At 70.3% G+C, this 21826-nt stretch carries 23 protein-coding genes, 1 tRNA gene and 1 riboswitch; of the genes, 13 read left to right on the top strand and 11 right to left on the bottom strand.

Annotated elements, in window-relative coordinates:
- The first annotated feature begins 85 nt into the window (after positions 1-85).
- Entirely contained in the window at positions 86-511 is a 426-nt protein-coding gene (locus ACIBQ8_RS24240) for a hypothetical protein (protein WP_352318255.1), read from the top strand.
- An 83-nt stretch (positions 512-594) separates the two neighbouring features.
- Here ACIBQ8_RS24240 and ACIBQ8_RS24235 read toward each other — a convergent pair whose 3' ends face one another.
- Both ACIBQ8_RS24235 and ACIBQ8_RS24230 read right to left on the bottom strand, forming a co-directional pair.
- The gene (locus ACIBQ8_RS24235) at positions 595-1719 is read right to left on the bottom strand and encodes a sensor histidine kinase (protein ID WP_397179979.1); all 1125 of its coding nucleotides are present in this window, start codon (positions 1717-1719) and stop codon (positions 595-597) included.
- A complete protein-coding gene (locus tag ACIBQ8_RS24230) occupies positions 1716-2414 on the bottom strand; it encodes a response regulator transcription factor (RefSeq protein WP_397179980.1) in 699 nt (232 codons plus the stop codon). Before ACIBQ8_RS24230 ends, ACIBQ8_RS24235 begins: the two co-directional genes overlap by 4 nt.
- A gap of 106 nt (positions 2415-2520) precedes the next feature.
- Between ACIBQ8_RS24230 and ACIBQ8_RS24225 the strand changes: the two genes are divergently transcribed.
- From ACIBQ8_RS24225 to ACIBQ8_RS24215, 3 genes are all read left to right on the top strand, one after another.
- Positions 2521-2694: a hypothetical protein gene (locus ACIBQ8_RS24225; RefSeq protein WP_352363275.1), complete on the top strand. Its 174-nt coding sequence runs from the start codon at positions 2521-2523 to the stop codon at positions 2692-2694.
- Positions 2691-2891, top strand: coding sequence for a DUF6412 domain-containing protein (locus tag ACIBQ8_RS24220; protein WP_397179981.1), 201 nt, complete (start codon positions 2691-2693; stop codon positions 2889-2891). The genes ACIBQ8_RS24225 and ACIBQ8_RS24220 overlap by 4 nt, the downstream gene beginning before the upstream one ends.
- Positions 2892-2967: 76 nt before the next feature.
- Entirely contained in the window at positions 2968-3609 is a 642-nt protein-coding gene (locus tag ACIBQ8_RS24215) for a YidC/Oxa1 family membrane protein insertase (protein ID WP_397193025.1), read from the top strand.
- Here the strand turns inward: ACIBQ8_RS24215 and ACIBQ8_RS24210 are convergent.
- Positions 3606-4031, bottom strand: a complete 426-nt coding sequence (locus ACIBQ8_RS24210) for an ATP-binding protein (protein WP_397179983.1) — start codon at positions 4029-4031, stop codon at positions 3606-3608. The genes ACIBQ8_RS24215 and ACIBQ8_RS24210 overlap by 4 nt on opposite strands.
- A gap of 151 nt (positions 4032-4182) precedes the next feature.
- Positions 4183-6051 carry an ATP-binding protein gene (locus ACIBQ8_RS24205; RefSeq protein ID WP_397193024.1) on the bottom strand — a complete coding sequence of 623 codons (1869 nt, stop codon included), beginning with the start codon at positions 6049-6051 and terminating at the stop codon, positions 4183-4185.
- Positions 6052-6146: 95 nt separating this feature from the next.
- Here ACIBQ8_RS24205 and ACIBQ8_RS24200 point away from each other — a divergent pair, with 95 nt between their 5' ends.
- A complete protein-coding gene (locus ACIBQ8_RS24200) occupies positions 6147-6719 on the top strand; it encodes a methylated-DNA--[protein]-cysteine S-methyltransferase (protein WP_397179985.1) in 573 nt (190 codons plus the stop codon).
- On the opposite strand, the gene ACIBQ8_RS24195 is transcribed toward ACIBQ8_RS24200, so the two are convergent.
- The 4 genes from ACIBQ8_RS24195 to ACIBQ8_RS24180 all read right to left on the bottom strand — a co-directional run bounded on the left by ACIBQ8_RS24195 (position 6705) and on the right by ACIBQ8_RS24180 (position 10104).
- Complete coding sequence (locus ACIBQ8_RS24195; protein ID WP_397193023.1) at positions 6705-8042, bottom strand: purine-cytosine permease family protein; 1338 nt, start codon at positions 8040-8042, stop codon at positions 6705-6707. The two genes, ACIBQ8_RS24200 and ACIBQ8_RS24195, sit on opposite strands and share 15 nt — an antisense overlap.
- Positions 8033-8146: riboswitch (TPP riboswitch) on the bottom strand. (Overlaps the previous gene by 10 nt.)
- Before the next feature lie 86 nt (positions 8147-8232).
- Positions 8233-8556, bottom strand: coding sequence for a rhodanese-like domain-containing protein (locus ACIBQ8_RS24190; protein WP_352363287.1), 324 nt, complete (start codon positions 8554-8556; stop codon positions 8233-8235).
- 26 nt (positions 8557-8582) lie between these two features.
- Positions 8583-9461, bottom strand: a complete 879-nt coding sequence (locus tag ACIBQ8_RS24185; RefSeq protein WP_397179987.1) for an Fpg/Nei family DNA glycosylase — start codon at positions 9459-9461, stop codon at positions 8583-8585.
- A gap of 37 nt (positions 9462-9498) precedes the next feature.
- Positions 9499-10104, bottom strand: coding sequence for a TenA family protein (locus ACIBQ8_RS24180; RefSeq protein WP_397179988.1), 606 nt, complete (start codon positions 10102-10104; stop codon positions 9499-9501).
- A gap of 22 nt (positions 10105-10126) precedes the next feature.
- Here ACIBQ8_RS24180 and ACIBQ8_RS24175 point away from each other — a divergent pair, with 22 nt between their 5' ends.
- A complete protein-coding gene (locus ACIBQ8_RS24175; RefSeq protein ID WP_397179989.1) occupies positions 10127-10777 on the top strand; it encodes a GPP34 family phosphoprotein in 651 nt (216 codons plus the stop codon).
- 47 nt (positions 10778-10824) lie between these two features.
- On the opposite strand, the gene ACIBQ8_RS24170 is transcribed toward ACIBQ8_RS24175, so the two are convergent.
- The gene (locus ACIBQ8_RS24170) at positions 10825-12087 is read right to left on the bottom strand and encodes an LCP family protein (protein ID WP_397193022.1); all 1263 of its coding nucleotides are present in this window, start codon (positions 12085-12087) and stop codon (positions 10825-10827) included.
- Between the two features lie 244 nt (positions 12088-12331).
- Between ACIBQ8_RS24170 and ACIBQ8_RS24165 the strand changes: the two genes are divergently transcribed.
- Together ACIBQ8_RS24165 and ACIBQ8_RS24160 are read left to right on the top strand one after the other, a co-directional pair.
- On the top strand, positions 12332-13678 hold the full coding sequence (locus ACIBQ8_RS24165; protein WP_397193021.1) for a hemolysin family protein: 1347 nt from the start codon (positions 12332-12334) through the stop codon (positions 13676-13678).
- On the top strand, positions 13675-14721 hold the full coding sequence (locus ACIBQ8_RS24160) for a hemolysin family protein (RefSeq protein ID WP_397179992.1): 1047 nt from the start codon (positions 13675-13677) through the stop codon (positions 14719-14721). The genes ACIBQ8_RS24165 and ACIBQ8_RS24160 overlap by 4 nt, the downstream gene beginning before the upstream one ends.
- On the opposite strand, the gene pdhA is transcribed toward ACIBQ8_RS24160, so the two are convergent.
- Both pdhA and ACIBQ8_RS24150 read right to left on the bottom strand, forming a co-directional pair.
- The gene (gene pdhA / locus ACIBQ8_RS24155; RefSeq protein ID WP_397193020.1) at positions 14691-15758 is read right to left on the bottom strand and encodes a pyruvate dehydrogenase (acetyl-transferring) E1 component subunit alpha; all 1068 of its coding nucleotides are present in this window, start codon (positions 15756-15758) and stop codon (positions 14691-14693) included. The genes ACIBQ8_RS24160 and pdhA overlap by 31 nt on opposite strands.
- A gap of 389 nt (positions 15759-16147) precedes the next feature.
- Positions 16148-16230 (bottom strand) — tRNA-Leu (locus ACIBQ8_RS24150).
- Positions 16231-16428: 198 nt separating this feature from the next.
- Between ACIBQ8_RS24150 and ACIBQ8_RS24145 the strand changes: the two genes are divergently transcribed.
- Genes ACIBQ8_RS24145 through ACIBQ8_RS24125 form a run of 5 tightly spaced genes read left to right on the top strand, consistent with a single transcriptional unit; the run spans position 16429 to position 21825 of the window.
- Positions 16429-17169 (top strand): DUF3662 and FHA domain-containing protein, encoded by a 741-nt coding sequence (locus ACIBQ8_RS24145; RefSeq protein WP_125640997.1) that lies wholly within the window; start codon positions 16429-16431, stop codon positions 17167-17169.
- Positions 17170-17186: 17 nt separating this feature from the next.
- Positions 17187-17657 (top strand): FHA domain-containing protein, encoded by a 471-nt coding sequence (locus ACIBQ8_RS24140; protein WP_357693136.1) that lies wholly within the window; start codon positions 17187-17189, stop codon positions 17655-17657.
- Positions 17654-18949 carry a Stp1/IreP family PP2C-type Ser/Thr phosphatase gene (locus ACIBQ8_RS24135; protein ID WP_397179994.1) on the top strand — a complete coding sequence of 432 codons (1296 nt, stop codon included), beginning with the start codon at positions 17654-17656 and terminating at the stop codon, positions 18947-18949. The genes ACIBQ8_RS24140 and ACIBQ8_RS24135 overlap by 4 nt, the downstream gene beginning before the upstream one ends.
- Positions 18950-20368: an FtsW/RodA/SpoVE family cell cycle protein gene (locus ACIBQ8_RS24130; RefSeq protein ID WP_397179995.1), complete on the top strand. Its 1419-nt coding sequence runs from the start codon at positions 18950-18952 to the stop codon at positions 20366-20368.
- A complete protein-coding gene (locus tag ACIBQ8_RS24125) occupies positions 20365-21825 on the top strand; it encodes a peptidoglycan D,D-transpeptidase FtsI family protein (protein ID WP_397179996.1) in 1461 nt (486 codons plus the stop codon). Before ACIBQ8_RS24130 ends, ACIBQ8_RS24125 begins: the two co-directional genes overlap by 4 nt.
- The last annotated feature ends 1 nt before the right edge of the window (position 21826 follow it).

Genomic DNA, 21826 nt, shown 5'->3' with positions numbered 1-21826 from the left:
GTTTGGGCTCCATCAAAACGGAGAGTACGCGAAGCTTGACAGCGTGACACCGGAACCGGCAACGCTTCACGGAGAAGGAGGGGCTGTGGCCCGCCCCATGGGCCTCGTATCGATGAATGCAGAGAAACCTGAAGATCCACAGCGTCAGGGGCTCCGGGAACGTCTGGAGACCATCCTCATCCGCACAGAAAAGGCCACCTCATGGCATGACGAAGCAGCGCGCCTGCGCGGTCTGCTGAACCACGAGGGCTACGTCCCGATCCGCACCAGGCTGGCGAGCGAAGACCTCGACTTCCTGGCCGGCTCCCGCGCCGACCTGCTCAGGTTCGCCGAGCTCGGGCTGCGGCTGCTCGACCTGCACCAGCCGCGCGACGCGGGTGGCATCACGAGCGACACCGCCAACCCGATCCTGCGGTGCCGGAGCTGCATGTGGCGCTGGCCCTGCCCGACGTTCCGGGCGATGTCGGAATCGTTCGGGCAACGCGACACCGCGCTCCCCGAACCCGCCTGACCCGGGCCCCCAGACCCGGGCGGCCCACGACCGAGGAAGCGAGACCACAGCGGAAGATCGAGGCAGGACACCGTGCGGGAACGTCAGCTTCCGGACACCAGGGGCAACCGGATCTCGAACCGGCACCCCGGTCCTTCGTTGACCACCCCGATCATCCCATCATGCGCCTCGACGATCCCCTGGGCGATCGCCAGCCCGAGCCCGGCGCCGCCGTCGGCGGTGGGCGTACGCGCGGCCTCCCCCCGGAACGCCACCTCGAACACCCGAGGCAGATCCTCCTCGGGAATCCCCCCGCAACCGTCGGCCACCGACAGACAGGCCATCCCCTGCTCGTCCACCCCGGCCCGCAGCACCACGGCCCGTTCCGAGGGCGTGTGCCGGATGGCGTTGACGACCAGGTTCCGCAGGGCCCGGCCCAGCGCGGCCGCGTCGGCCTCCACGGGCACGGCCCCCGCCGCCTCCGCCGTGAGCACCACCCCCTTGGCCCTGGCCAGCGGCTCGACCCCGGCCAGCGTGTCCGCGACGAGGTCGGCGAGCCCGATCCTGGCCCGCGAGAGCCGCAACGCGCCCGCGTGGATGCGCGACAGCTCGAACAGGTCGTCCACCATGGCCGAGAGGCGTTCGACCTCCAGCTTGATCTGGCCGTGGTAGCGGGCGACCGTCTCGCGGTCGGCCACCACGCCGTCCTCCAGGGCCTCGGCCATGGCCCGCAGGCCGGCGAGCGGCGTGCGCAGGTCGTGGCTCACCCAGGCGACCAGTTCCCGGCGCGCGCCTTCGAGCGCGCGTTCCCGCGCGTACGCCTCCTCAAGGGTGCTCGCGATCTCCTGGAGCTCGGCCGGCAACCCCAGCGGCGCCCTGAACGGCACGTCGCGCACGGCCGCCACCAGCCGCCTGCTCTCCCCCACCACCCGCCTGGCCAGCACGAACGCCACTCCGAGCCCCACCAGGCCGCCCACCGCGACCACGCTGAGCACGAAGTCCTTGACCGCCCCCTCGATGATCATCTTCATCGTGATGGCGACCACGCCCGCCAGCGTCGCCGCCACGGCGACCACCACCACGACGGCCAGCATCACCCCGATCGACCTGGTCCGCAGCCGTCCCATGGCCCATACGCCGGCGGCGGCGACCAGCAGCCCCAGCCCCGCCGAGACGGCCACGACCATGGGCAGCTCGCTCACCGACACCATGGGATCGGGAGGCGTCACCCCGCGCTCTCCATCGGCTCGTACCGGTAGCCGACGCCCCAGACCGTGACGATCCGCCGCGGTTCGGTCGGGTCCGCCTCGACCTTCTCCCGCAGCCGCCGCACGTGCACGGTCACGGTCGAGGAGTCGCCGAACGACCACCCCCACACCTGGTCGAGCAGCGCCGACCGGCTGAACGCCTGCCGCGGGTTGCGCATGAGGTAGGCCAGCAGGTCGAACTCCCTGGCCGTCAGCATCACCGGCGCGCCGCCGAGCCGCACCTCGTGGGCGCCGACGTCCACGACGAGGTCGCCGTCGCGCAGCACGCCGGTGCCGGCCGTGACGGACGCCCCCCGCGCCCGGCGCAGCACCGACTGCACGCGCAACGCCAGCTCCCGGGGGCTGAACGGCTTGGTCACGTAGTCGTCGGCCCCGGTCTCCAGGCCCACCACCCGGTCGATCTCCTCGCCGAGCGCGGTGAGCATGATCACCGGGACCGGCCACCGCTCCCTGAGCTTCCTGCACACCTGGAGCCCGTCGATCCTGGGCAGCATCAGGTCGAGCACCATGAGGTCGGGCGGGTCGGCCAGGGCCCTGCGCAGCGCCTCGGCGCCGTCGCCCACGCACTCCACCTCGTGCCCGTCGCGCTCCAGATAGCGGGCCACGACCTCGGACACGGTCGGGTCGTCGTCGACCACCAGGATGCGGGTGTTCACCGTCTCACCGTACGGCCGAGCCCCACGTGGCGGACATGGTGGCGGACATGTACGTCACAGGTTCGTAAGCCTCGCGGATCATGCTCGGAGGACGTACGGTGGCCTCATGAGTAGAGTCGTGATGCTCGTTTTAGGGACCCTTCTCGGTCTCTTCGTGCTGTTCAACTTCCTTCTGCCCCTGCTGGCAGGCCTGTTCAAGCTCGTCCTGATCGTCGGGGTCGTCGCCCTGATCGTCTTCATCGCGGTCACCGTCGTCGGTAAGTCCCGTTCGTCGCAGTGACGTCGCTTCTGTTCGATCCGTGGCTGGTGGGGATCACCATGATGGCGATCCTCCTGCTGGCCACGTGGGCGGCCACCTCGCTGCCCACCCCCGGCGGTGAGTCTCCCGGCTTCCCGCTGACCTACGCGCGCCGCACGGCCTTCCAGCGGATGCGCGATCCCGACGCGGCCGGACGCCCGCGTCCACGAGCGCCTTAGGCGAGCCCCGCTTCCGTCAAAGCGGGGCTCATCGTCATGTGATGAGCCCTGGTCCGTCGTCATGTCTGAAGGGCTCATGATCGATTCACTTGTCACGTTCGTCATCGGCGTGTCCGGGGGTCACGCCGCGCTCGCCATCGTGCTGTTCACCCTCGCCGTACGCCTGGTCCTGCTGCCGCTCAACGTCCGCCAGGCGCGGGCCGGGCAGGTCCGGCAGCGGCTCGCGCCGAAGCTCCAGGAACTGCGCGAGCGCCATGGGAGCGATCCCGAGCGGCTGTCCAAGGAGCTGACCGCTCTGTACGCCCGGGAGGGCACGTCACCGTTCGCGGGGATCTTGCCGATGCTGGCGCAATTGCCGTTCCTGTGGCTGATGTTCAGGGTGGCCACGCATCCGACGGCACTGGCCGGTCACACTCTGTTCGGGGCGCCGCTGGGACAGCAGCTCGCGGGTGTGGTGGCCCATTTCGGTCTGATCAGTTGGCCGGTTTCGGTCTTCGTCGTCGTCATCGCGGGGCTCGTGCTGCTGGCATGGCTGTCGGCACGCTCGATCAAGGTGCCGGAGGGGCAGCCGGAGTTGCTGCGCAAGGTCATGCCGCTGTTGCCGTACGGCTCCGCGCTGGCCGTGCTCGTGCTCCCCCTGGCGGCCGGCCTGTACCTCCTGGTCTCCACGGCGTGGGCCGTCACCGAACGGGCCGTACTGGCGGCCAGGACCGCCTAACCGGCCTCCTTCAGGGCCGCGACCTGCCCGTTCACCGCCGCCCCGTTGGGTGCGGGCAGGATGGCCCACACCGTCGTCGTGTCACCGTCGTGACGAACCCCCCAGCTCTCAGCCACGTATTCGACGATCCCCAGCCCCCGGCCCCCGAGCGAAGACAGGGTCGGGCGGCCCGCCCGCGGCTCTGTCGCCGCACCCCCGTCGCTGACCGCCACCTCTATGTGATCGTCGCTACGCATCCAGGCGACCCTCACCATGCCTGAAGGCAGCGGATGCGCGTGCCGCAGCGCGTTGCTCAGCAACTCGCTCACCACCAGCACCGCATCGTCGATCGCGGAGGTGTAGACCCCACAATCCTGCAGGTCAGTGCTCAGACGCTGGCGGGCGACGGCGACGCTGGACGGCGCGTACGGCAGCAGCACCACGCTTGACACACCCACCTCCCCGTTCCCTGTGCCCCCCGCGGGAACACTCCCCGGTACGACCGAAATGCCCCGTTAGCCAATCGCAGAAACCGCATCTCGATCACAGCTTGTACACATTGGACGATAGATCAGCTCAACTGTGACCACCTCGTTACCGCATCGGTGTGTCGGATCGGATAGTGGAAGCGCGCCTCAGGACCAACCGCATCCTCGTACCCCCTCCGGGCCTCGGTTGAGCACTCACTTCTCCCCCCTGTGCTCTGGCCAGACTGCGCACGATGTAGAGGCCGAGCCCCACTCCACCAAAGCGCCTCCGGTCCCCGCTGTCCACCTGGACGAAGCGCTCAAAGATCCGTTCGCGGTCAGGCGGTGAGATTCCGACCCCCTCGTCATCCACCACTACGACCACGCCGTCGTCTTCGGGCCAAGCTTCAACACAGATCAATCCACCCATTGGGGAATATTTAAACGCGTTCTCCAGCAATTGCCCCAGAACGATGTCGGTTGCCAGGGCGTCGCCCAGCACCGGCGGCAATCCGTCCGGGATGCGCACCTCGACGCGGTGGCGGTCGGACAGCACCGGCAGGCCGAGCGTGGCCGCGTGGATCCGGGCCGCGAGGTCGAACGCCTCGATCCGCACGGCCAGCTCGTCCGCGCCCGCCCTGGCCCCCAGCAGCAGGTGGTCCATGAGCTGGCCCAGCGATCCGGCCCGCTCGGCGATCGTGTGCACGGCCGAGCGGCGTTCGGCGTCGCTCATCTTGTCCCAGCGCGCGTCGAGCGTGCCGGCGAACCCGCGCACGATCGTGATCGGGGTGCGCAGCTCGTGGCTGGTGGTGGCCAGGAAGAGGTCCTTGGCCTCCTCCAGCTCCTTGGCCTGGGTGACGTCGCGGAAGTCGATGACGATCTCGCCGGTCTCCTCGATCCGGGCGCTCACCACGTCCAGCCAGCGCCCGTTCTCCATCTGGAACGTCAGCTTCTCGCCGGGGCTGGGCAGCGGGAACGGCGGCGGGCCGCCGATCACCGCGTCGGCGGGGAAGGCGGTCAGTTCGGCCGCGGCGGGGTTCCAGCGCACGACCCGGCCGGCGTCGTCCAGCACGGCGATGCCGTCGGCGCTGGCGTCGAAGACGGCCCGCTCGTGCGCCCGCTGCCGCACCGCCTCCTGGTAGGCCACCGCGTTGCCGACCGCGATGCCGGCGTGCCCGGCCAGCAGTTCGAGCAGCTCCAGCTCCAGGTGGCCGGGGGCGGGGCCGGCGAACAGCGCGTAGAGGGCGCCGTAGGGGCGTCCGCCGACGGCGGCCAGGCCGAGCGCGATCGTGTGCAGCCCGTTGAGCCTGGCCCACACCAGGTCGCCGAGCCCCTGGGACTCCAGCATGACGGTCTTGCCCGTGCGTAAGAGCTTGTCCACCAGGCTCGTCCGCAGGCCGGTGGTGGTGCCCCTGAGCGTCTCCGGCAGCCGGTACGTGCTGACCAGCCGCAGCCGCTCACCCTCGATGAGCACGAACCCGCCCGCGTCCGCGCCCGTCAGCTCGGTGAGGCTGGCCGAGATGCGGTCGAGCACGGCCGGCAGCTCCAGCTCGGAGTTGATGTCGCCGACCACGTCGGTGAGCCGGCGCACCAGCCGGGCCCGGCGTTCCATGCGCAGCCCGGCGACCTCGTCGGCCCGCGCGGGATGGTGGGCCAGCACGTAGCCGACCACGGAGTTGCCCATGCGCAGGGCGTTGATGTCCACCCGCAGGTCGAGCGACCTGCCGTCCTTGTGGACGCGCTTGGTGCGCAGCGACACCTGCCCACCGGTGCGCACGCGCTCCAGCACCGCGTTGTGCTCGGCGGCCAGCTCGTCGGGGACGATCGGCGCCCGGCGCCCCAGCATCTCGTCCGCCGTCCAGCCGAACAGGTGCTCGGCCGCCGCGTTCCAGACCAGCACGCTCTGGTCGCGGTCGAGCGCCACCACGGCGTTGGGGGACCCGGCGAGCACGGCGCGAGCGATCTCCTCGTCACTGCCGACCCATGCGTATCCCACACCTCCATAGTGCACGTGGCGTGGTGGGTCTGACGGGCGATCCGTCCGATACGCTGCGCTCACGAAGATTCCGGTGGCTGAAACGGGTGAGAGGCATGTCGAGCAGCGACCTCGATGCCCTGCTGAGAGTGACCTCCAGCACCTACAAGGGCGAGGGGCCGCCGCAGATCGCGTTCGGCACCTACGACGGCGCGGTGGGCAGGCTGGTGCTCGCGGTGACCGGTAAGGGGATCGCGGCCTGCAGTTTCGAGGCCGAGAACACCGTGTTCGAGCGGGTGGCCAAGGAGGTCGGCACGTTCATCGGGCCCGACGCCCGCCGCCTCGACCCGGTGCGCCGGGAGCTCGACGCCTACTTCTCCGGCCGGCTGCGCACCTTCGCCACGCCGGTCGACCTCGCGCTGGCCACGCCGTTCGCCCGTACCGTGCTGCAGAAGACCATGGCCGTGCCCTACGGCACGACCACGACGTACGAGGAGATCGGCGCGAGCATCGGACGGCCGCGCGCCCTTCGCGCGGTCGGCAACGCGGTCGGCGCCAACCCCGTGTGCGTGATCGTGCCCTGTCATCGGGTGGTCCGTGAGGACGGCGAGCTCGGCGACTACGCCGGAGGCGTGGCCGCCAAGCAGCACCTGCTCAACGTCGAACGCCGGGCCTCAGCGGGCCGCTGAGCGGCGCCGGCCGAGCACGCCGATGAGCAGCGTCACCAGGGCCGCGACCAGCGCGCCGCCGAGCGCGCCGTTCATCCACGGCTCCCGGGTGAAGCCGACGGCGTCGCGGGCGGAGGCCCAGAAGTCGTCCCAGCCGGCGACCGTGGGCGTCGAGGTGGTGAACCAGTAGGCGGCGAAGCCCAGCGCCCACGGCAGCAGCATCAGCCAGCGCGAGGGCGCGTCCTCGGCGGTGTTCCAGCGGGCGGCGCCGCCGAGCACGAAGTAGTCGACGGCCAGCACCGCGAACATCGGCACGAACACCGCGCCGATCACCCCGAGGAACGCGCCGTATGAGGTGACGTCCACGACCAGGGCGATCGCGGTGGTGAGCACGCCGATCGCCGTGGAGACGATCCGCCGGTCGACCTTCGGCATCAGGTTCTGCAGCGAGACGGTGGTGGAGTAGACGTTGGCGAAGGACTGGTCGGTCTCGCGCAGCACCAGGATGCCGAAGAACAGCGCGCCCAGCGGCGCCGCGACGAACGGCTGGAACACCACCATGCCGTCGGCCTGGACCGCCTGGGCGCCCGCGATGGCCACCGCGTACACGCCGAGGGCCAGGCAGGCGACCTGGGCGACGGTGTAGCCGCCGACGACGCCGGTGAAGGCGGCCCGGCTGGAGCGCGAGTGCCTGGCGAAGTCGGCGGCCATCGGCACCCACGACACCGACAGGGCGATGACGTAGTCGACGGCCGGGGCGAAGGCCGTCCACGACCCGCCCGTGTACGTCGGCGCCTCGCCCAGGAACGACACGGTGAACCAGATCAGCGACACGATCACGCCCGCGGTCACGTACCGGCGCAGCAGCCTGATCGACCCGAGCGGCCAGACGGCGAGCGCGGTGGTCAGCACCCCCGCCACCACCACCCACACCTGGTACGGGACGCTCCCGAAGATCGCGTTCGCGGCCTTGGCGATCACCCAGAGCTCGAAGGCCCCCCAACCGAGCATCTGCACGATGTTCAGCACGGACGGGACGTACGACATCTTCGCCCCGAACAGCCCGCGCAGCAGCACCATCGCCGGCCGCCCGGTCTGCGTGCCGGGGATGGCCGACAGGCCGACCATGGCCGTGCCGATGAGGCTGCCGACCACGGCGGCCGTGAGCGCGGCCACGAGGCTGAGCGGCGCGTTGCCCAGAGGATCGATCAGGACGAGCGCGCCGGAGAAGCCGAGGAGGCTGACACCGAGGTTGGCCCAGAGCGCGCCCTGGTCGAGGACGCCGAGGGTCTTGGGGGGCGCGCCGTCAAGGGTCAGCGGAACTTCGTCGACGACATGCGTCATCGCACACTCCCTACGCCGGCATTACCCGGACAGGTTCAGGCGGTCGGCAGCGGCTGTGTTGCTGCCCTCTCAGCCCGGCACCCCGAGCTCCCGCGACTATGCAGTTGGCGCCCTCATCATGCCTCAATGGCGGCGGAACCGCCACAGTGAGGCATTCGGGGGGCATTCAGACGGACATCCAGGCGGACATTCAGGCCACGAAGGGCTCCTGGCCGGTCTCGCTGACCATCGGACGGCGCGCGAACTCCCACGACTGCATGCCGCCGCCCACGTTGACGGCGTCGCGCCCGAGCTGGTTGAGCCACGCCGTGACCTGCATCGACCGGCCGCCGACCCGGCACACCACGTAGACCGTGCGGTCGGCGGGCACCTCCTCGACCCGGCCCTGGATCTGCGACATGGGGATGTGCACGGCCTCGGGGGCGTGGCCGGCCAGCCACTCGTCCTGCTCGCGGACGTCGAGCAGGTAGGCGTCGTCGGGAACGGCGGTGACGTCGATCTCTGGAACGGTCATGCCTCCATCATCCCGCGCCCGGGACCCTACTTGAGCAGGCGCGACATCCGCCGGTCGGCCAGCGGTTTGCCGCCCGTCTGGCAGGTGGGGCAGTACTGGAGGGCGGAGTCGGCGAAGGACACCTCGCGGATCGTGTCGCCGCACACGTCGCACGGCTGTCCGGCCCGGTTGTGCACGCGCAGCCCGGACTTCTTCTCCGCCTTGAGGTCTTTGGCGGCCAGCCCGTGCGCCCGTTCGACGGCGTCGCGCAACGTCGTCACGATGGCCTCGTGCAGGTCGGCGATCTGCGCGTCGGTCAGCGTCGCGGCGATCTTGAACGGCGACATCTTCGCCGCGTGCAGCACCTCGTCGGAGTAGGCGTTGCCGATGCCCGCGATCACCTTCTGGTCGCGCAGCAGCCCCTTGATCTGGGTGCGGTTGCCGCCCACGATGCGCTTGAGCGCCTCGACGGTGAAGGCGTCGTCGAGCGGGTCGGGGCCCAGGGCGGCGATGCCGGGCACGTCCTCCGGCTTGTCGGTGACGTAGACGGCCAGCCGTTTCTGCGTGCCGGCCTCGGTCAGCTCGAACCCGGGTGCCAGGCCGTCGTCGCCGGGCGCCAGCCGTACGCGGACGGCCAGCGGCCCCTTGCCCGGCCGCACCGGCCGCGCGCCGGTCAGGTCGTCGCGCCAGCGCAGCCAGCCGGCGCGGGCCAGATGGATGATCAGGTGCAGGCCGTCGCAGTCGAGGTCGAGGAACTTGCCGTGCCTCGACACGCCCGTGACGGTGAGCCCGCCGAGCGCCGTGACCGGCGGATCGAACGTCTTGAGCGCCTGGAAGCCGACGACGTCGACGCCCGCGATCGAACGGCCGACCGCCCGCTCGCGCAGGAAGTTGGTGAGCGACTCCACCTCGGGAAGTTCCGGCATGCCCCCAGGGTATGGCGAGCGCCGGGCCGGCACGCGACTACGGCACGTCCCAGAAGGCGAGCTCGTGTGCCATGCCCTCGGCGAACAGCGCCTCCGCCCGTACGGGGTCGGGGTCGGCCTCGTCGATCATCTGCCCGATCCGTACGGTCAGCGCCGCGAACGCCGGGTCGGCGTAGGTGTCCACCCAGGCCCGGTACCGCGGCTCGGCGGGCGGGTTCTCGGCGAGGATCTTCCCAAGACTCGAATATCCCCACATACACGGATAAAGCGCGGCCAACCCCTCCCCGTAGGACCCCGCCGCCTCCAGCAGGAACGTCGTGTACGCCACGCACGCCGGCCCCTTCACCGCATTGTCCAGATCGGCCCCGAACTCCGCCGACAACGACCGATGCAGACGCAGTTCGTCGTGGTACGTCGCGTACGCCAGATCCACCAGGTCCCCCAGATGCCCGTCCGGCGCCTGCCAGGCCAGTCTGGAGAACACCCGCACATAGTCGAGCAGGTACAGGTAGTCCTGCTCCAGCCAGGACCGGAAGACCGGCTCCGGCAGGTCGCCACGCCCGATGCCGGCCACCGTGGGATGGTCGAGCTGCGCCTGGAGCAGGGGCCGGCCGATCGCGTGAAGTCTTTCCGAAATGCTCATGCTGGGAGGTTAGTGTCGGGACATGACCGTGACGATTGCCGAAGAACTCCTCCTCCTCGCCCACGACGAGGAAGAAGGCAAACAGCTCATCGGGGGCGTCCAGCTCCACCCCGCGCTCGGTGGCGCGATCCTCGCCGAGCTGGCCGCCGCGGGCCGCGTCGAGCTGGCCGACGACAAGGTGACGGTGAAGGACCCCACCCCGCTGGGCGACGCGGAGCTCGACGCCGCCCTCGCCCGCATGGCCGAGGACGGCAAGGCCAGGAAGCCCGCGTGGTGGGTGCAGCGGCTGCAGTCGGACAAGCTGCGCAGGCGCCTGCTCACCAGGCTCGCCGAGGCGGGCGTGCTGACCGAGGAGCGCGGCCGGATCCTGGGGATCTTCCCGACCACGCGCTGGCCGGAGGCGGACCCCCAGGTGGAGGCCGACGTGCGCGAGCGCGTCACGGCCGTCCTCGCCGGCGCCGACCCCGACGAGCGCACCGCCACGCTGATCGCGATCATGCACGCGGCGAAGCTCGACCGCAAAGCCTTCCCCGGCGCCGACCGCGAGCGCGTCAAGGAGATCGCCGAGGGCGAGTGGGCCGGGCAGGCGGTCGCCAAGACCATCGCCGCCATCACCGCGGCCGTCGCCGTCACCGCCTCCACCGCCGCGGTCGTCGCCGCCACCACGACCTGAGCCGGGCACGGGCGCTGCCCCGCGAGGCTCGCGCCTCGCGGGGCAGGTCAGCCGGCGTCCACGATCTCCTTCGGCACGGGCTTGTCCGCCTTCAGCGCGTCGAAGAGGGCCAGCGCCTTGAGCCGGTCCCACTTGATCGCCGCACCGCCGCCGGCCACGATCTCGTTCCCGCCGAACGGCACCACGGTCGTGACCGGGCTGTCGCCCATCGCCAGCCCCAGCGAGAGCATGTCGAACGCGCCGGTGCCGGAGTCGACCTCGACCGCGTCGGTGGCGCTCATGGCCAGCGGGATCGAGGTGAACGGGTTGATCAGCACGCCCGGGCTGGCCGCCTTCTTCACCACCGCGCCGAGGAACTGCCGCTGCCGCTTGGTGCGCTCGAAGTCCGGCAGCGCGCCGCCCTTGCGGGTGCGTACGTAGCCGAGGGCCTGGGAGCCGTTGAGCACCTGCTTGCCCTTCTTGAGCTTGAGCCCGGCCTTGGGGTCGTCGACGTCGGCCCGCACGTTGATCTCGACGCCGCCGATCGCGTCCACGATGTCCACGAAGCCGGCGAAGCCGATCTCCATGTAGTTGTCGACGTGCACGCCGGTGACGGTCTCGACCGTGCGGACCAGCAGCTTCGGCCCGCCGGCCGCGTACGCCGCGTTGAGCTTGTCGCGCCCGCGCCCCGGAATGGTCACCGCCGAGTCGCGCGGAAGGCTGACCAGGGTGGGCTTGTCGCCGTTGTCGGAGATGTGCAGCAGCATCATCGAGTCGGTGCGCTGCCCGACCGCGCGCCCGGTGGCCAGCTTCTTGCGCTCGGCCGCGGTCAGGCCCTTGCGGCTGTCGGAGCCCACCAGCAGCCAGTTGGTGCCGGGGGTGTCGGCGGGCCGGCCCGCGTACTCGTCGAGCACCCCGTCGATGCCCGCCAGCCTGGAGTTGATCCAGAAGAACAGGCCCACGGCCGCCACCAGGAGCAGCGCGACCAGGCCCGCGACGATCTTCAGGACGGTCCGGCCGCGCACCCGCGGCCCCCTGGGCCCGCGCGGCTCCTTCGGCGCGGGCTCGCCCGCCGCCCTGAGCGGTTTGACGGGGCTGTTCCCGGCGCGCTCGCGTCCGTAGACCTTGCCCGAGCGGGGAGGCGGTGGAGGCGGCGGCGACTGCTGCTCGTCGGAGTAGGCGGGCAGCTTGGACGTGGCCGCGTTCGGCACGCCCGGCGGGACCCGGTGGGCGGGTGCGCCACCGGAGCGCTGCCCGTCGCCGGGCCTCGGTGGCAGCGGGCGGCCGTCGCCCGGCGAGCGCATGGCCCGCGTACGGTCGTCCTCAGACACTTCGCCTTCTTCCCTTCGGTATGCCATAGACGCTACGTCCAACCCCCTGGCAGTGAAGACATCTCACCAAGTTTCTCCCACGGACAAGTACACACAACTAGCTGAGAGTCACTGCGGAAACATAGACGCGGACTGCGTCGTTAGCGTTATGGACGACCTCTATCGAAGGGATGATCGTGTCCGCTCCGGACTCGTGGAGTCTTGGCCCGTGCCTCGGCACGGGTTCCTCTGAGGGCTCACCCCGGTGAGCGCCTATCTCGGCCTGCTGGCCCTTTTCCTCCTCACCGCCGCCACCGGGTACTTCGTCGCCCAGGAGTTCGCCTTCGTCGCCGCCGACCGGGGCCTCCTGCGCGAGCAGGCCGCCGCCGGTGACACCCAGGCCGAAAAGGCGCTCCAGGTGACCTCCCGGCTCTCGTTCATGCTCTCGGGCGCCCAGCTCGGCATCACCGTCACGGCCCTGCTCGTCGGTTTCCTGGCCGAGCCGGCCATCTCCGTCCTGGTACGGCCCTGGCTCGACGGCACGGGCCTGCCCGACGCGGCGATCACGGGGCTGTCCGTGGCCGCCGGCGTGTTCGTGGCGACCGTGGTGCAGATGGTGCTCGGCGAGCTGGCGCCGAAGAACCTCGGCATCGCCAGGCCCGAGCCGGTGGCCAAGTTCCTGGCCGGGTCCACGCTGGTCTACCTGGCGGTCGTGGGGCCGGTGGTCAAGCTGTTCGACTCGGCCGCCACCGGGCTGCTCCGCCGCGTCGGCATCGAGCCGGTCGAGGAGGTCGAGCACGGGGCCACCCCCGAGGAGCTCTCCCGGATCATCGAGGAGTCGACCCAGGCGGGCGAGCTGCCCCCGAGGTTGTCGGAGCTGCTGGAGCGCGCCCTGGAGTTCGGCGACCACAGCGCCGAGGAGATCATGGTGCCGCGCCCCCGCGTGGTGGCGCTGCGCGACTCCCAGCCCATCTCCGAGCTGCTGGAGGTCATGCGCGAACGCGGCCACTCCCGCTACCCCGTCATCGGCCACGACGGCGACGTGGTGGGCGTGACGGGCGTGCGCGAACTGCTGGCGTCCGGCCTGGACGAGGGCCTGGTCGGCAGCATCACCCGGCCCGCGCTGCTGGTGCCCGACTCGCTGCCGCTGCCGGCCGTCCTCGACCGGATGCGGGCGGCCGACGACGACATCGTCTGCGTCATCGACGAGTACGGCGGCCTGGCCGGCGTGCTCACCGTCGAGGACCTGGCCGAGGAGCTGGTCGGCGAGCTCGTCGACGAGAACGACCCCGAGCCGGCCGGCGCCGTCGAGCGGCCCGGCGGCGTCTGGGAGGTGCCCGGCTGGCTCAGGCTGGACGAGGTCGAGCGCGCGACCGGCGTCGCGCTGCCGGAGAGCGACGACTACGACACCCTCGCCGGCCTGGTGCTGGCCCGGCTGGGCCGGATGCCCGACCCCGGCGACGTGGTGACCGTCCCGATCGAGGGCGACGCCGACCCGTTCGCCGACGACGCGGCCGAGCACCTGGCCGAGCTGACCGTCATGTCGCTCAACCGCCGGGTGCCCGAATGGGTGCGGCTCGCGCCCGTGCAGCACGCGGAGGCGTCCCGATGACGATGATCCTGGTCAGCCTCGCGCTGCTGCTGTTCAACGCGCTGTTCGTGGCCGCCGAGTTCGCGTTCGTCTCCGCCAGGCGGCACCGTCTGGAGGAGATGGCCTCGGGCGGCAACCGCCTGGTCCGGGTCGCGGCCAAGTCGGCGGTGGGCGGCGGGCGTCAGCTCTCGCTCATGCTGGCCGGCGCGCAGCTCGGCATCACCCTGTGCACGCTGGGCCTCGGCCAGGTCACCGAGCCGGCCATCGAGCACTTCCTGGAGCCGGTCTTCGCCGCCGTCGGCGTGCCGGAGTCGCTGCGCATGCCGATCGCGCTGACGATCGCGCTGGCGCTGGTGACGTTCCTGCACATGGTGGTGGGCGAGATGGCGCCCAAGTCGTGGGCGCTGACGCACCCCGAGCGGGCGGCGCTGCTGCTGACGCTGCCGTTCCGCGGGTTCACCCAGCTCATGCGCCCGCTGCTGTCGTCGCTCAACGGGCTGACGAACCTGATCCTGCGCCTGTTCGGCGTGCAGCCGCGCGACGAGCTGGCCACCACCAGGACGCCCCGGCAGCTCGCCATGCTGGTGGGCGAGTCGGGCCGGATGGGCCTGCTCGACCGCGAGGAGCACGACCTGCTCACCCGCGCGCTGCGGCTGCAGGCCGAGGGCATCGAGCGCCTGATGGTGCCGATCGACCGGGCCGTGAAGGTGCCGCCGTCCGCCGGTTCGGCCCAGATCAGGGCCAAGGCTGCGGGCAGCGGCCACCTGCGGCTGCTGGTGGGCGGCCCGGCCGGGATCGAAGGCGTCCTGCACGCCCGCGACGCCCTCCTTCAGCCCGCGCGTACGGCCGGTGAGCTCGCCAGGCCGCTGCCGAGGCTCGCGTGCGTCACGCAGGTGCCCGAGGCCGTGACGGCCCTTCAGGAGGCCCGCGCGCACCTGGCGCTGGTCACCGGCCAGGGCGGCGCGGTCATCGGCATGGTGAGCCTCACGGACCTGCTGGGCGAGCTCCTGGACACCAAGGCCGCCTCGCGCGCCTACTCCCCGGCGGCGAACCCGTCGAGGTAGGCGGCGTGCTGCGCCCGCTCGGACTCGATGAGCGGGTGCGGCTCGGCGTAGACGTGCTCGAAGATCGCCGAAGGGGCGGGGTCGGGCAGTTCGAGCAGCCGCCTGCGCAGCTCGGCCCCGATCTTGGCGGCGTCGGCCTCGACCTCGCGGAAGAAGTCGTCGCCGGTGCCGGCCGCGGTCAGGTACGCCCTGACCCGCTCGATGGGGTCGCGCCGCCGCCACGCCTCGACGTCGTCCTTGGCCCGGTAGCGGGTGGGGTCGTCGGAGGTGGTGTGCGCCCCCATCCGGTACGTGAACGCCTCGACGAGCGTGGGCCCCTGCCCCGACCGGGCGTCGGCCAGCGCCTTGCGCGTGACCGCGAGGCAGGCCAGCACGTCGTTGCCGTCGACCCGGACGCCGGGGAACCCGAAGCCCTCGGCCCGCCGGTACAGCGGGATCCGCGACTGGCGTTCCTGGGGCTCGGAGATGGCCCACTGGTTGTTCTGGCAGAAGAACACGATCGGCGCGTGGCAGGCGCCCGCGAAGACGAACGCCTCGTTCACGTCGCCCTGGGAGGTGGCGCCGTCGCCGAAGTAGACGATGGTCGCCCCGGCCTTGTCGGTGCCGATGACGCCGTCGCGCTGCATGCCCATCGCGTAACCGGTGGCGTGCAGCGCCTGCGTCCCGATGACGATCGTGTACAGGAAGAAGTTGTGCCGGGACGGGTCCCAGCCGCCGTGGTTGACGCCGCGCCACATGGCGACCACGTCGAGGGGGTCCATCCCCCGGCAGTAGGCGACCCCGTGCTCCCGGTAGGAGGGGAAGACGGCGTCCAGATCCCCGATGGCGCGCCCGGAGCCGACCTGGGCGGCCTCCTGCCCGAGCAGTGACGTCCACAGCCCCAGCTCCCCCTGACGGGCGAGCGCGACGGCCTCGGAGTCGATCCGCCGGACGGCCACGAGATCCCGGTAAAGATCCCGGATCTCATCATCCGAGACGACCAGCGGATATTCGGGATGCTCCACACGCTCACCGGAGGGCGTGAGCAGCTGAACCATCGAGTCATCCATTGTGCGGCAACCCCCTGAACGGAAACCCAGCGGCCACAGTTTGCCGTAGCCCTCAGGATCACCCGAACCCGCCCACCAATCCAATGTGACCTAAATCACGCAAGCCACCAGAAAGTTCCCTGCAAGCCGGCTGACCTAAAGTCCAAGTGCCACGTCACAAGAAAGAAATCCCAGGACCCTTGCGCACCAGGACCCGGTACGAAACTGTGGGCCAGGCCCAGGAGATGAGCAACCCGCGTGGATGGGGGCCCGGGGGAGAATCCCCCGAAAGCTTGTCCCCCTGGGGGTCCGGGGGTTATCCCCCGGGCAGATATGACGAGGGGACCCGAGGAAGCCGACCTGTAAGGCCGGCGACCAAGGATCCCCTAGTCACCGAGTGGGCGAGGAGGGATTTGAACCCTCACGTCCTTTCGGACACACGGACCTGAACCGTGCGCGTCTGCCGTTCCGCCACCCGCCCGTTTGTGGGTGCGGAGAAACAGTAGCACGGAACAGCCACTGGTACTGAACCCGGATACGATCGCAGAAGACACGGAAGCGGAGGAGCTGGGCGCGACTGGCAACGAGCGTCACGACGCCGCCACGTGGGACGAGCGGAAACCGGGCGCCGGAAGCGTCTGGGGCCGCGATCATATGCAGGGAAGAAGGGAGGTACCCGGTGGGAGTCCTTCAGCGCTTCGAGCGAAGGCTCGAAGGCTTGGTTGAGGGGGCCTTTGCGCGGGCGTTCAAATCTGACCTTCAGCCGGTCGAGGTCGCCAGCGCGGTTCAACGGGAGATGGACGAGCGGGCGGCGATCGTCGCGCAGGGCCGGACGCTCGTGCCCAACGACTTCGTGGTGGAGCTGTCCACGACCGACAGCGAACGGCTTGAGGTCTACGCCGACAGCATCAGCCACGAGCTGGCCAACCTCGCCAGGGAGTACGCCAAGGAACAGGGCTACTCCTTCGTGGGACCGGTCCGGGTGCGCTTCGAGACCGCCGGAGACCTGGCTGTGGGCCTGTTCCGCATCCGGTCCGGCGTCATCCGCGGCGCGACGGTCGAGCAGGACGAGATCCGCCAGCCGGCGAGCGACCTGCCCCCGTCCAGGCCCGGGGCCTTCAACGGGCGGCCCAGGCTGCTCGTCTCCACCCAGGACGACCCGCAGGGCGACCGCTCCTACGAGCTCACCACGCCGGTGACCTTGCTCGGCAGGGGCACCGACTGCGATCTTCGTCTTGTCGATCCGGGAGTGTCGCGGCACCATGCGGAGCTGCGCGTCGAGGGGCAGCTCGTGGCCCTCGTCGATCTCGGTTCGACGAACGGCACCTTCGTCAACGGCCAGCCGGTACGCAGAATCGAGCTCCAGAACGGCACGCGAGTGACGCTGGGACGCACGACTCTGGTGTTCCGGCGCGATTAGGGGTAGACAGACGGTCCATGTCCGAGCTCACGCTGCTGCTGATCCGGCTCGCCTTCCTGGCGGTGCTGTGGTTTTTCGTCATTGCCGCAGTCGGCGTGATCCGGACTGACTTGTTCGGTTCACGCACGGCTCCCGCGGGCCCGCGCAAAGCCGTGAAGCCCGCCAAACCGGTGGCCAAGCCCAAGAGCAAGAAGGGCGAGCCACGCCAGCTCATCGTTACCGGTGGCCCATTGCAGGGCACCACCATTAACCTCACGGAGACGCCCATCACCATTGGCCGGGCGAACGACGCCACGCTGGTAGTCAGCGACGACTACGCATCCAGCCGGCATGCCCGGCTCTTCCCTCAGGACGGTCAGTGGATCGTGGAAGATCTCGGTTCGACCAACGGCACGTATCTCGACCGCTCGAAAGTCACCCGTCCGACCCCGGTGCCGCTCGGTGTTCCGATCCGCGTCGGCAAGACAGTCATTGAATTGCGCAAATGACCATCGCACTCCGCTACGCCGCCCGCTCGGACGTCGGCCTCCTCCGCGAAGGGAACGAGGACTCGGCGTACGCTAGCGGCCGCCTGCTGGCCGTCGCCGACGGCATGGGCGGGCACGCACACGGCGAGGTGGCGAGCTCTGTCGCCATCGCCGCCATGGCCTCTCTGGAAGAGGCCCAACAGGGGGGTGACCTGCTCAACGCCATTGAGGCAGCGGTGCGCGACGCCAATCGCCGGCTGCACGAGATGGTCGGGCGGGATCCCAGCCTCAAAGGCATGGGCACGACGCTCACCGCCATGCTCTGGAACGGCACCCAGGTCGCCCTGGTGCACGTGGGCGACTCGCGCGCCTACCTCCTGAGACGCGGCGAGCTCTACCAGATCACCCATGACCACACCCTGGTGCAGCAGCTCGTCGACGACGGGCGCATCACGCCCGAAGAGGCGGCCACGCACCCCCAACGATCGATCCTGCTGCGCGCGCTCGACGGCAGCGGCGAGGTCGATCCCGACCTCACCCTGCGCGAGGCGCAGGTGGGCGACCGCTACCTGCTCTGTTCCGACGGCCTGTCGGGCGTGGTGAGCGCCGAGACGCTGCACGCCACGCTGACCAACATCGACGACCCCGAAGAGGTGGTCCGCCAGCTCATCGATCTGGCGAACCGGGGCGGCGGGCCCGACAACATCACGTGCGTGCTCGCCGACGTGCTGGAGATCAGCGACGGCCAGGAGGTTCCCGTGGAGGCGGCGGTCGTCGGCGCCGCGGGGATGACCAGGCTACGAGGAGGCGCCCCGGAGACCCAGCCGGGGCGAGTGAGCGCGGTGACCGCACCCCAGCCGGCGATCGCCGACGGTGACGACTTCGACGAGCCGGTCGCGCAGGCGACCCGGCGGTCGGGGCGGCGCCGTCGTGTGTGGCCCGTGCTGGTCACCGTGCTCGGGGTGGGCGCCGTCGCCTTGGGCGCCGGCGGTTACCTCGGATGGCAGTGGACCCAGGACCAGTTCTTCGTCGGTGCCAGGGGCGACGAAGTGGTCATCTTCCAGGGGATCAAGCAGGAGGTGGGGCCGATCGAGTTCTTCCACGTGGAGAAGCGCACCGGCCGTCCGCTCTCCAAGCTGTCCCCGGCGGACCAGGCCCTGATCAAGAGCGGCATCCCCGTCACCGACGTCAACGAAGGCGTGACGAAGATAAACGGATTGAAGTTCTCCCAGGACGACACGGGCGACAAGGGCGACACGAGCACCACGGCCACGTCGCCCACGCCCACCGCCACCAAGACGAAATCGCAATAAATGGCAGAAATGCTCGCGACCCCCGTCCCGATGCCGGCCAAACGGCGGGTGGCCCAGCTGGTCCTGCTCGCCATGGCGGTGCTGATCATCATGGGCGCCTACGCCAACGTCGGCCTGGCCGTCGACGGCAAGGTGCCGGCCGGCATGCTGGCCTACGGCCTGGGCCTGGGCGGCCTGATGCTGGCGGCCTACCTGGTGCTGGCCAAGTTCGCGCCATGGGCCGACCCGCTGATCCTGCCGCTGGTGACCCTGATCAACGGCCTCGGGCTGGTGATGATCTACCGGCTGGAGTCGGCCGACATGGGCGGCGCCTCCACGGCCAACCAGATCATGTGGACCGGCGTCGGCGTCGTGATGTTCTCGATCACGCTGATCGTGCTGCGCGACCACCGCATGCTGCAACGCCTGACGTACACGGCGGGCGCGGTGGGCCTGGTGCTGCTGGCGATCCCGGCGCTGCTGCCCGGCTCGCTCAGCGAGGTCCAGGGCGCCAAGATCTGGATCCGCATCGGCGGCTTCTCCATCCAGCCGGGCGAGTTCGCCAAGCTGGCGCTGGTGGTCTTCTTCGCCGGTTATCTGGTGGCCAAGCGCGACGTGCTGGCGCTGGCCGGGCGGCGGCTGCTCTTCATCGACCTGCCGCGTGCCCGCGACCTCGGCCCGGTCCTGGTGACCTGGGGCCTCAGCCTGCTGGTGCTGGTCTTCGAGAAGGACCTCGGCACCTCGCTGCTGCTGTTCGGCACGTTCATCGCGATGCTCTACATCGCCACCCAGCGCACCTCGTGGGTGCTCATCGGCGTCCTGCTGTTCGTCGGCGGCGCCTTCCTCGCCGGGCAGGTCTTCGACCACGTGGGCGCGCGTTTCGACGCCTGGCTCGACCCGAGCAACCCGATCTACTTCGGCACCGACCCCGTCTGCCAGCAGGGCGGCGCGGGCGACCCGATGTGCAGCAAGAGCTACCAGATCATGCAGGGGCTGTTCGGGTTCGGCGCGGGCGGCATCCTCGGCACCGGGCTCGGCCAGGGGCACCCCGACCTGATCCCGCTGAGCTTCTCCGACTTCATCTTCGCCGCGACCGGCGAGGAGCTCGGGCTGACCGGCCTGATGGCGCTGCTCATGCTCTACGCGCTGCTGGTCGAGCGCGGCCTGCGCACCTCGCTCGTGGCCCGCGACCCGTTCTCGAAGCTGCTGGCGGGCGGCCTGTCGTTCATCCTGGCCTGGCAGGTGTTCATCATCGTCGGCGGCGTGACGAACCTCATCCCCCTGACCGGCCTGGTCACCCCGTTCATGTCGCAGGGCGGCTCGGCGCTGCTGGCTAACTGGATCCTTATCGCGCTGCTGGTACGCATGTCGGACGCGGCGCGACGGCCCCCGCCCCAGGCGATCCAGAACGAAGGACTCACCCAGGTGTTCCAGCGATGAACAGCACTCTGAAGCGTGCGGCCGTGGCCTGCCTGGTCATGTTCGCGCTCCTGATGATCAACGTGAACATCCTCCAGGCGGTCCGCGCCGACGACTACCGCTCCAACCCGAGCAACCGCCGCAACTACTACGAGCGCTACGCCGTCGAGCGCGGCCGCATCACCGCCGGCGGCAAGGTGATCGCCCAGTCGGTGGAGACCGACAGCAAGAACTTCCGCTTCGTCAGGAAGTACACCGACGGCAAGCTCTACGCGCACGTCACCGGCTACTTCTCGCCCGAGAGCGCGAGCGCGATCGAGGGGGCCGAGAACAAGCTGCTCGACGGCTCCAGCGCCGACCTGCTGCTGCGGCGCAGCATCGACCTGTTCACGGGCGAGCCGACCAGGGGCGCGAACGTCGACCTGACGATCAACCCCAAGGCGCAGAAGGCGGCCTACGACGCGCTGCGCGCCAGTGGCAAGCGCGGCGCGCTGGTGGCGCTCGACCCGCGGACGGGCGGCATCCTCGCGATGGTCTCGCTGCCCACCTTCGACCCGGCCGAGCTGTCGGGCACCGACAAGGGCACGGTGTTCTCCCGCTACAACGAGCTGGACAAGGACAAGAGCCAGCCGCTGCTCAACCGGGCCATCGCCCAGACGTACCCGCCGGGGTCGACGTTCAAGGTCGTGACGGCGGCGGCGTACCTGGAGGACGACTCCTCGCGCGGCGGCGACACCACGGTCGACGCGCCGCAGCGGCTGCCGCTGCCCAACACGAACATCAGCCTGCCCAACTACGGCGGCGCGGCCTGCGGCGCCGGCCAGGTGCCGCTCGTGTACGCGCTGGAGAAGTCCTGCAACACGCCGTTCGCCAAGATCGGCATGCAGCTGGGCTACGACAAGCTCAACGAGCAGACCGAGAAGTTCGGCATGGGCAAGCAGATCGGCGTGCCGATGTCGGTGGCCCAGAGCGACTTCGGCAGCAAGTACGACGACGCCGCGCTCGCGATGGCCTCGATCGGCCAGCGCGACAACCGGATGACGCCGCTGCAGATGGCCATGATCGCGGCCGGCATCGCCAACGACGGCAAGGTGATGAAGCCGTACCTGGTGAACAAGATCACCGACTCCAAGAACGACGTCATGGAGGAGGCCAAGCCCGAGGAGCTGACCGAGGCGGTCAGCTCCGAGACGGCGAGCAAGCTGCGCGACATGATGGTCAGCGTGGTCAACAACGGCACGGCCAACCTCGCGCAGGTGCCGGGCGTCCAGGTGGGCGGCAAGACCGGCACCGCGGAGACCAGCAACGGCGCGCCGCCGCACGCCTGGTTCATCTCCTTCGCGCCCGCCGAGAACCCGAAGGTGGCGCTGGCGGTCATCGTCGAGTCGGGCGCGGCCAACGTCGGCGCGGAGGCCACGGGCGGCCACACCGCCGCCCCGATCGCAAAGGCTGTGCTGGAGGCGGTGCTGAACAAGTGAG

The sequence above is a fragment of the Nonomuraea sp. NPDC049646 genome, assembly GCF_044465525.1.
Classification (GTDB): domain Bacteria; phylum Actinomycetota; class Actinomycetes; order Streptosporangiales; family Streptosporangiaceae; genus Nonomuraea.
Note: the sequence above shows the minus strand (reverse complement) of the source record. Positions and strands in the feature narration are given on the sequence as shown.